We start from the raw sequence: 9,097 nt of genomic DNA, 5'->3' as shown, positions 1-9,097 counted from the left end.
TATAGCTTATAGGAAACATATTATCTAGGTGTTTTTTCTTTGTCTCACCAAATGGGGGCAGACCACTGTATATTTCTACAAAAAGAATAGCGTTTTTTTGATTATATGGATACAAATTTATCTTAGCTTGATGGGCATGTGGTACTACCCCAATAAAAAAGGCGTGGACATATTGTACATGTATAATATGTCCACGCCTTTGGTTTTATTGTCTTTGAAGTACATTACCTAAATATAATTTATAGGAGTCCCTTTGTTAATTAGCTATTAAAAATGATCAGCATGTGAGTATTGTATAATTTCTTCCTTTTTTAGAGCATGTTGTGTATCACCTGTATTGTTACTAAATGATAATGTTATCACTAATCCTAACGCCGCTAATATAAGCTTCTTCATTATTTTAACGCCCCTTTGCTTAGTAATTTTTGTTTCGCTTCGTAACATACATCGAAATAATCACTAACTTTTTCATGCTTATTCAATTTGCGGAAGCGAACCGCTAATACTTCTGCATATTCTTCTACGAAATCCCACAAATCCTGCTTTTCGAAGTAAGAAATACCTTTTTTCACTTCTTCTTCTAAGAGTTCAATTGCTTCATCTTCATTAAGAGAACGTAAAATATTGAAATGATAAACATACTCTTCATTTCCTAATTCTATACAAACTGCTAATCCTTTTTCAATAAGTTCTTTTGCAATAATTGTTTCTCTTAGCTTATAGTGTTCACGTGCTTGTAAGAACAATGCTTTAAAATGGGCAGGATTCTTCTCTGTCACTTCTGATAAATGACGAATTGCTAATGTAGATAAGTTTTGAGTTGCATATAATAATCCTAAATTATGCCTTACTACTAAAATCAATTTTTCTACATTATGTTTTTGCAAAAGGTCAATGGAACGATTCAAATGTTCTTCCGCTTTTTCAAATTGCTTTAAGAATATACAAGCTGTCCCTAATGTGTTTTCGCAAGAAGCAACTTTCACCTCATATCCAGCATACCTTTCAAAGATTTCTTTCGCTTTATTTGCGTATTCAATAGATATTAGCATACTAGACATATGATGATTTAACACCGCATATTTTTGATAAAACTCTGCATGCTCTAATTCGTCAGAAATATGTTCTAATAGGCTCTCAGCTTCTTCATATTGCCTTCTGGCTTCATTATAGTTACTAAACATTAAAGCATGTTCTGCTTTAAAAGAATGATAGTAATAAGCTGTGAGTGTATTTGTCGATTCGTCAATTGTATCAATTGCTTCAAAACTATCTTTTCGAATACTCACTCGATCAGTTAGCATTCTATATTTTAGGTCTAGTAAAGAATAATATAATAATAAATTTTGATTTTGATTTTCTTTTTCTTCTGCATGTTTAATCTGTTCAATTTTTTCATCTATTTCTTTCTTTAATTCCGTTGCTTTTATAATTTGCTGCGACAACAGCATTTGATAAAAATCATTAAGTTGTTGCATAACTGCTTCATGCATTAAAATATTTGTGCTCATATCACTACGTCCTCCTCAACCACTTCTATTTACCTAAATATTACCATGATTCTGTATATTATATAATAGTTCAACCTGCAATTGTAAATTGATAAAAAAATAACAGAATATTCAGAATTAGTAGTGGGGGATAGCTGACAAATGGTTACTGTAAAAAAAATAAAAAACTTGTGAGACTGCTTGTATCATATTTGATCTTATATATGGTTCTGTTACAAAGCTTTCTAAGTTAATATAAACTCCAGAAAAAAATGAATAAAGATCACCACAGATGAGTTATCTTTAATTCGTACAATAATTATAAGTATTCTAATAATTCATATTATTATTAATAAAAAAATATTTAAATATTCCATTTTTTCTAAAAGTGTATTATACTGTAAATTGCTGAGGGATAAAATTTAGTATTTTCTGGTTAATATTCAAATTGTTAGGTTATTTTTAGTGTTATGGTCATGAAAACTTTATATTTCCCCTTGAATATAAAACATTAACAGCAATTACATCGAAACATAATAATAATTATTTCCTTAACAATATCACGTAGTTATAAGTCAGAAAATTCAAATCCTTAAGTAATATAAAATGCTAAATAGGAATATTTAGACAGGGAAAGGAAGATAAATAAATGGAACAGAAAAAAAGTTTAGATATTAAATTAACAGAGTCAGGAAAAATTAATTATGCCCATTTACCTGATAATGGATGTGCTGGCGGAGGTTGTGTTGGAACAACATCGTGTGCAGGTGTAGATCCTAGAAATCCTGGTGTATGGCAAAGATGTTCTGGTAAATAGCTGAAAAATTCCATATTTATTTTTTGAAATTCAGGGGGAAATATTTTAGTTAACAGGATAGTAAAGGGGATATCTCTTTTACTATCCAAATTGTATTTCTATGAATTTAGTTTAATAAAGAAATAGAAAGGGTAATGCTTGATGGAAAATGAACTGCTTAATTATAAACCTATAATAGATAGTTATTCCTTTGTAAAAGAAAGCGATGGAGAATTAATTTTTTTTAATAGAGATACATATATAACTTGTAGTGGTGATTCCGTTGAAGACATACTTGCATTAGTTCCATTATTAACAGGAAATTTAAGTACAGAACAATTAGCGGAAAAAGTAGAATTACCTGTAGAATATGTTTGCGACATTATCCAATTATTGGATAGTAAAAACGTTATAAAAAATTACGACATGAACGAAAAATGTATAATTACAAATAAAGAATTGCAAAGGCATGAAAGATTTATCTCAAATTTAACAGGCTCTTTATCTAGCGCTTTTAGAGACATTGAAGCTATTTATACTCAAAAAATAGTATTGATGGGGAATGAAGAATTAAAGAGAAATCTAAAGGTGGCTTTTGGTACGAAATTTTCCTTTCTAGAAATGAATCAAATTCAAAATGCAAATCTCATAATAGTAGTTGATTTCTTTGAAAATGAAAATCTATATAACGAGGCCAATGAATTAGCTAAGAGTTTTAATATTCCTTTTTTAAGAGCTCAGTTGCATGAAGAGCAATTTAATATTGGGCCAATATTTATTCCTAATGAAACTAGTTGTTATAATTGTTTTTTAAGTAGAAAAATTTCTAATTATGAAAATTCTTATCTAAGCTATAAGTGCTTGAAGAAATATAATAGTGAATGGAACGAGGAACATATTAGTGTTATGCCTGGGACAATAGAGATGTTTAGTTTTCATATATTAAGCTTTATTATGAAATATTTCTCTAATTGTTTGACTTCTGAAATAATCGGGAAAGAATTTACTTACAATATACTTACTTTAAGTTCAAATTTAAATCCTGTATTAAAAGTTCCAGGTTGTTCTAAATGTGCGGGTGCAAAAGAAAATCTCAAGAAAGATTTTGTATTAAACAGTTAGGAGTAGAAAAAATATGGGGATACAAAATGCTTTAGAATATATCATAAATAAGAATACCGGAATTATACATCATGTAAAGAATGAGATAGAATTCAAACTTCCTTTCCCAATGCATATGTATTTTACATTTAGAAATGAATTGGTTGACGTTAATGAGGGTGTTAAAATTCGTGGGAATTACAGTGGTTTAGGATATAGTTATGATTCAGCTAATTCAGCATTAATATCCGCTGTCGGAGAGACTCTTGAGCGTTATTGTTCGTGTTATCTTGACAGGGAAACTCTCATAAAGAGTTCATTCAACTCTTTAGTAGAAAAAAACATACCTGTTTTAGATCCATTATCAATTACACAGCCTTTGAATGAGCCATATAAGGGAACAAATCCTATCAATAAAGAAATTGATAGGGATACAGTATTTAATTGGGTTCAAGCAAATGATGAAATTCATAAAAGAAACATAGCAGTTCCTGCCAACACAATATATTTTGATGTTGATGAAGAGGTATTATTACCACATATAAGGGATTCAATTTCTACTGGCTTAGCAACAGGTTCTACAAGGTTACAAGCGGTTGAAAATGCAGCACTAGAATGTATAGAAAGGGATGCGATTGTTATTACATGGTTGAATCAACTATCGGTTCCATTAATAGATCAAAAGACGATTCCAGATGAAAGTGTGCAATATTATTTAAAAATTGCACACGAAAAGGGTTTCGAAGTTTCCTTTTTTGATATAACAACGGATATAAAAATCCCTACATATCTTGTCTTGGTGAGAAATCTTTATAATAATTATCCCTATATACAAGTAGGTGCAAAAGCACACTATGATCCCCTTACAGCACTGAAAGGCGCTTTAATGGAAACGCTGGCAGGTTTAAATTTACTAGCCAATCCTAATCAGGAAATAGCAGAAATTGTAGATATTAAAAATACAACAAATATAAAAAGTATCAAGGATCATATGCTCTATTACGCATCAGGGAATGATAAAGATGCTTTTGATTTCCTGATTTCTAGTTCTACCAAACCATTTAATAATCATTCTGAAATCAATGATTTTGAAGAACTAAAGGATAAGCTTAAGGATATGGGTTTAAACCTTTATTCATATGATTTAACTACAGAAGATATAAGTTCTTTAGGTTTACATGTGTATAGAGTATTAATGCCAGAATTAGCTTTTTTAGAAATAACTATCCCTATGTTACGTTGTAATAGATTAGTAGATGCCCCGAAAAATATGGGATATACTCCAGCAAAAGCTTTTAATAAAAATCCACACCCATTTCCGTAAAGAACTTATAAAAAGAGGAGTTAAGAGGTATGAATAAATTTGAAGATCATACAGAGAAATATATCTTATCCAGAACCTATGATTGTAATACTAGAATATTTCCAAAGCTATTGCCGAGGCTTTCAAGACACTCAACACCATCTAACTACTTTACAAAAATAACAAAGAAACATTACTGTATTAAAAGCATCCCTCTTAGACCTGATAAAAATCTGCTTAGACAAGAATTTTATCAAGTCTTGAATGATAGAAAATCTGTAGAAGAATTAGAAATCCGAACAAGGATTAGATTTGAAACGCTTTCGAATCTACTTCATTTTTCATACGGGTATATTAATAAACCGCATAGTGCGGCTCCATCTGCTGGAGGAAAGTATCCTATAAATATTTATATAGCGGTTTTCAATGTCGAAAATTTAGAACAGGGTATATATTATTATGACAGGGAACAAGACGTGCTAGAAATGATAAAAATAGGAGACTTTAGAGAAAGCATTAATAATTTATACGTGGATAATCCCCATATTCATTTATCGTCTTTTATTATGTTCCATGCTGCCAATCTTGATCAAACAAGTAGTAAATACGCAGATAGAGGATATAAGTTAATACATTTAGACATGGGACACCTTTCCCAAAATTTATATTTATTAAGCAGTGCACAACAATTAGGAATTAGAGCGATTTTTGGTTTATATGAAAATAAAGTAAATGATTTTTTAGAACTTGATGGTGAAAATGAATTTGTACTGCTTTCACACGTCTTTGGAGGCATAAAACTCTCTACTCCAATTACTATGGATACAAAATTTAGTGATATATATTATGAAAACGAGGAAACAAAAAGTGAAGGATAAAACACTGTTGAAATTCCTTATAAATTTATATAAAACCCAAAAATATAAGCTAATTGTTTTGTTTATATTTTCTGGGTTTCTAGCTGGGTATGAAATAGTTTCCCCTCTTCTCTTAAAGTATATCATTGATAATGTTACAATTAATAATTTGTATGAATTTTCAATAACATATGGATGGATGTTTGTTTCTTTCATAATTTTTCAATTAACAATAAAATATTATACTTTAATTTTAGATAGTCAAATTGTAATTCAAAGTAATTTGGTATTAAGAAAAGGTATAAACGAAACATTAAAAAAAGCCAATTATTATAGATTTATTAATCTTGAAAATAAAAATCTTACTCAGATTATTACATATGATGTTCCACAGTGCCAAGGGATTCTTAATTCCATCATATTTGATTTAATCATTCAATCTTTAGTTTTTATAGGAACTTTCTGTATTTTAATGACTCTTAATTTAAAATTAACTTTAATTATATTGGTAATTTTACCAATATATTATGGTGCTTTTTATATATTTAATAGCAAACTGAATGTGATTAATATGCAAATGGTTGATCACCGAGATTATTTATCAAACGTAATAGAAAAAATTCAGAGAAATTTGAAAAGCTATAAAATATATGCAAAAAAAAATGGTTTTGATACACAATATAACGACAGAATTGAAAAGATTTCTCAGACACAATTTAAAAATATAAAATTGGTTACAGTTATGAATATCACAATGACTACCCTTTTTTGTTTATTAATTGGTACTGTTGCGATCATTGGATTTTTAGAAGTGAAGAATAACACATTAAGTATTGGTGCTTTGACTGCTTTTTTAATTTATACCATGAATTTTTTTTCGCCAATTCAAAAAATCATGTCATTGTTTATTAATTTGAAAATTAGTGTAATCTCTATAAAAAGAGTACATGACATACTATGTTTGGACTTAGAAAAAAACATACATGTAAAAATGAAAGACATTAACAAAGGAAACCTATCATTTCAAAATGTACAAGTAAAGATAGGTGATAAAAATATTGTTAATAATATCAATGGAGAAATTATACGAGGTAAAATCAACTATTTAATGGGCAGAAACGCATCAGGAAAAACAACACTAATTCTATCTTTAATTCAATTTATTCAATCTAAAGGGGTTTACTTAGATAATTACGAGATAACAAAATATGACATTGAAGTATTAAGGAATGATATTACTGTCGCATTTCAAGAACCTGAATTTGTCACAGACACTGTGATTGACCAACTAAAACTAATAGAAGAATATAATCACAACAAACTTATAAAACCTGAGAAAAAAATAATGATTGATAAATATGTAGAATTTCTTTCCAGTCTTTTAGAACCCCAAAAACCAATTTCAGAGTTATCAGGTGGGAAGAAGCAATTATTATCTATTATTAGTAGTTTGAAGAACTATCCTGAAATACTCATTTTAGACGAAGCTTTTTCCAATTTAGATTCTGAAATTAGACACGAAATAAAAATTATATTGAATAGCTTGAAAGATCATATCACAATTATTATTGTGGATCATTTTGCAAATCCATCATTACAGGATAACGTCATTAGCCTAGAACAAGAAAATTTTGTACAGGGGGAGTTTAAATGAAAAAGCACATAATTCCTGATTTTCCTTCTTTAGTTGGAAAACATTGTTCTTCCACTGCAATTCGAGAGACCACGATGTATTATAAGAATCCCTTAAGTGAAGCTATGATATTTGGGATTGGTAGCGGTTTGTTTTTTAGTTATTTCAGTTTCGCAAACAACTATCCAAGATTATTAATTACTCGAACACCTTATTTTGAAAATAATTTTTTTAATTCAATTAACCATAGGTTTAAGTGGTATAGTGGTGACGTTTTAGATGTAGATAAAATAATTTACTTTCTAGAAAACGATATACCTGTATTGGTAATTTCGGAAACTGGATATCTAGATTTTTATGGGACTGCAGGTGGAAGAAATGTTGCTGGGCATACGTTTACAATAGTTGGATTTGATACAGAGAAAAAGATTTTTCTTGTATCCGATTATATATCTAATGAATATTTCCCATTAAGCCTAATGGACCTAAAAAAAACTGCCGGACAAGCAAAAGTACCTTATGATAGAAAAAACGTTTGGGCCCCTGTGCATCCTTTTATTATCGAAGATATTCGTGAAGCAATTGTAAAAGGTATACGGAAAAATGCTGAAGATATGCTCCAAGACAAAAATGATAACTATGGTATTTTAAACATCAAAAAATTAGCAGCCGAAATTCCTTATTGGACTGAATTGCCCGAATGGGAGGAATGTTGCGTCCATACTTACTTAATGATTGAAAAAATAGGGAGTGGAGGAAGCGGCTTCAGGAAATTATATACCGAATTTTTAATAGAAGCATCTGCTTACTTACCCGAAATCGAACAATATTCTTGCATTACAAAAATAGAAGAAATACATAAACTATATAGGTTATTGGGAAGGAAATTCTTTTCTGCTGGACGAAATAAAGATAGAAAAATTCTAATTGAAGTCCAACAATGCTTAGAAGATATATATATATTAGAAAAGGAATTTTGGGAGATCTTATCCTATATAACTAATACATATAGCGTTGTAGCTTTAAATCAATAAATTTGTCGATAAGCTAGTTAATAGATTATTCAATTTAATCTTTTGATAGAGTTAAAAAAAACAACTTTATATCCTAATTTAGAAATTATTAGGTGGTGTCGGTAGTGTTTGAGTATCTTTTAGTTAAAGCTTTATTTACTATTATCTTAATTAGTCTAATCGTGTTAATCAGTGTAATATGGACTAAAATAGAAAAAATTCTCGACGAGACTGTATTTAAAAACGTTTCTGAAAAAACCAGATATGTAGTAACTATGATAATTGTTATGGTGGGAGAATTTGTTCTCATAGTCATTACTTCATTAAATTGGAAAGCTTCAATTATTGACACACTCTTTTTTGGTAGTATTATTTTGTTCTGCTGTATATGGCTAATACCTTATTTTGTTAATCAACAACAAAACGTCGCTAAAGTTGTGGATAAGCATTTTAGTGGAGGGGTAGATTTAGGTGAAATTCAAGTTCATCGTGCGAAACTTTCTGCATTTAATTTAGGAAGTATTGTATTTTCTATAGCGGGAATTATTATACCTATTTGTTACTATTTTAAATACTTTTTATAACGGTTTATTGGTTCTGTTGCAAATTTTTTTAAGATACAGCAATAAGTGAGATTACAAATATTAATGTAGAAACAACTTAGATGTATAAAACAATCATTTTGAGCGAAAACAGTAAAATACCCTAAAAAAAAGAGACCATATAAGGTCTCTTTTACTTGTATTAATTTAAAAATAATACTCATTTCCAAAACATCCACCAAGACTTCTTCTTCAACTTGGCTGCCGCTATTTCTTCCTGGGCTGATACAATAGTTCGTTTTGCTTCTTGAATCTCTCTGACCATCTTCATAAGATTATCATCCCTTAGCTCTAACCTCTTT

Annotated in this window: 10 protein-coding genes; 7 read left to right on the top strand and 3 right to left on the bottom strand. The window is 29.4% G+C overall.

Annotated features, from left to right (window positions below; genetic code table 11):
- Positions 1 to 267: 267 nt before the first annotated feature.
- Positions 268 to 396 (bottom strand): hypothetical protein, encoded by a 129-nt coding sequence (locus tag CER22_RS33950; protein WP_000733501.1) that lies wholly within the window; start codon positions 394 to 396, stop codon positions 268 to 270.
- Positions 396 to 1,511, bottom strand: coding sequence for a tetratricopeptide repeat protein (locus CER22_RS30260; protein WP_088610420.1), 1,116 nt, complete (start codon positions 1,509 to 1,511; stop codon positions 396 to 398). The genes CER22_RS33950 and CER22_RS30260 overlap by 1 nt, the downstream gene beginning before the upstream one ends.
- A gap of 628 nt (positions 1,512 to 2,139) precedes the next feature.
- Here CER22_RS30260 and CER22_RS33400 point away from each other — a divergent pair.
- The 7 genes from CER22_RS33400 (at position 2,140) to CER22_RS30230 (ending at position 8,777) form a co-directional block, all read left to right on the top strand.
- Positions 2,140 to 2,307: a hypothetical protein gene (locus CER22_RS33400; RefSeq protein ID WP_179211961.1), complete on the top strand. Its 168-nt coding sequence runs from the start codon at positions 2,140 to 2,142 to the stop codon at positions 2,305 to 2,307.
- 141 nt (positions 2,308 to 2,448) lie between these two features.
- Positions 2,449 to 3,408: a hypothetical protein gene (locus tag CER22_RS30255; protein ID WP_088610419.1), complete on the top strand. Its 960-nt coding sequence runs from the start codon at positions 2,449 to 2,451 to the stop codon at positions 3,406 to 3,408.
- A gap of 13 nt (positions 3,409 to 3,421) precedes the next feature.
- Positions 3,422 to 4,711 carry a YcaO-like family protein gene (locus CER22_RS30250; RefSeq protein ID WP_088610418.1) on the top strand — a complete coding sequence of 430 codons (1,290 nt, stop codon included), beginning with the start codon at positions 3,422 to 3,424 and terminating at the stop codon, positions 4,709 to 4,711.
- Between the two features lie 29 nt (positions 4,712 to 4,740).
- Positions 4,741 to 5,568: a SagB/ThcOx family dehydrogenase gene (locus tag CER22_RS30245; protein ID WP_088610417.1), complete on the top strand. Its 828-nt coding sequence runs from the start codon at positions 4,741 to 4,743 to the stop codon at positions 5,566 to 5,568.
- Positions 5,558 to 7,201: an ABC transporter transmembrane domain-containing protein gene (locus CER22_RS30240; RefSeq protein WP_088610422.1), complete on the top strand. Its 1,644-nt coding sequence runs from the start codon at positions 5,558 to 5,560 to the stop codon at positions 7,199 to 7,201. The genes CER22_RS30245 and CER22_RS30240 overlap by 11 nt, the downstream gene beginning before the upstream one ends.
- Positions 7,198 to 8,214, top strand: coding sequence for a BtrH N-terminal domain-containing protein (locus tag CER22_RS30235; protein WP_088610416.1), 1,017 nt, complete (start codon positions 7,198 to 7,200; stop codon positions 8,212 to 8,214). Before CER22_RS30240 ends, CER22_RS30235 begins: the two co-directional genes overlap by 4 nt.
- A 104-nt stretch (positions 8,215 to 8,318) precedes the next feature.
- Positions 8,319 to 8,777, top strand: coding sequence for a hypothetical protein (locus CER22_RS30230; RefSeq protein WP_142293606.1), 459 nt, complete (start codon positions 8,319 to 8,321; stop codon positions 8,775 to 8,777).
- Positions 8,778 to 8,955: 178 nt separating this feature from the next.
- On the opposite strand, the gene CER22_RS30220 is transcribed toward CER22_RS30230, so the two are convergent.
- The coding region (locus CER22_RS30220) for a DUF3967 domain-containing protein (RefSeq protein WP_142293605.1) at positions 8,956 to 9,097 on the bottom strand (142 nt) is incomplete at its 5' end.

Origin of the sequence: Bacillus sp. K2I17 (genome assembly GCF_002209985.1) — a bacterium.
Classification (GTDB): Bacteria; Bacillota; Bacilli; order Bacillales; family Bacillaceae_G; genus Bacillus_A; species Bacillus_A wiedmannii.
Note: the sequence above shows the minus strand (reverse complement) of the source record. Positions and strands in the feature narration are given on the sequence as shown.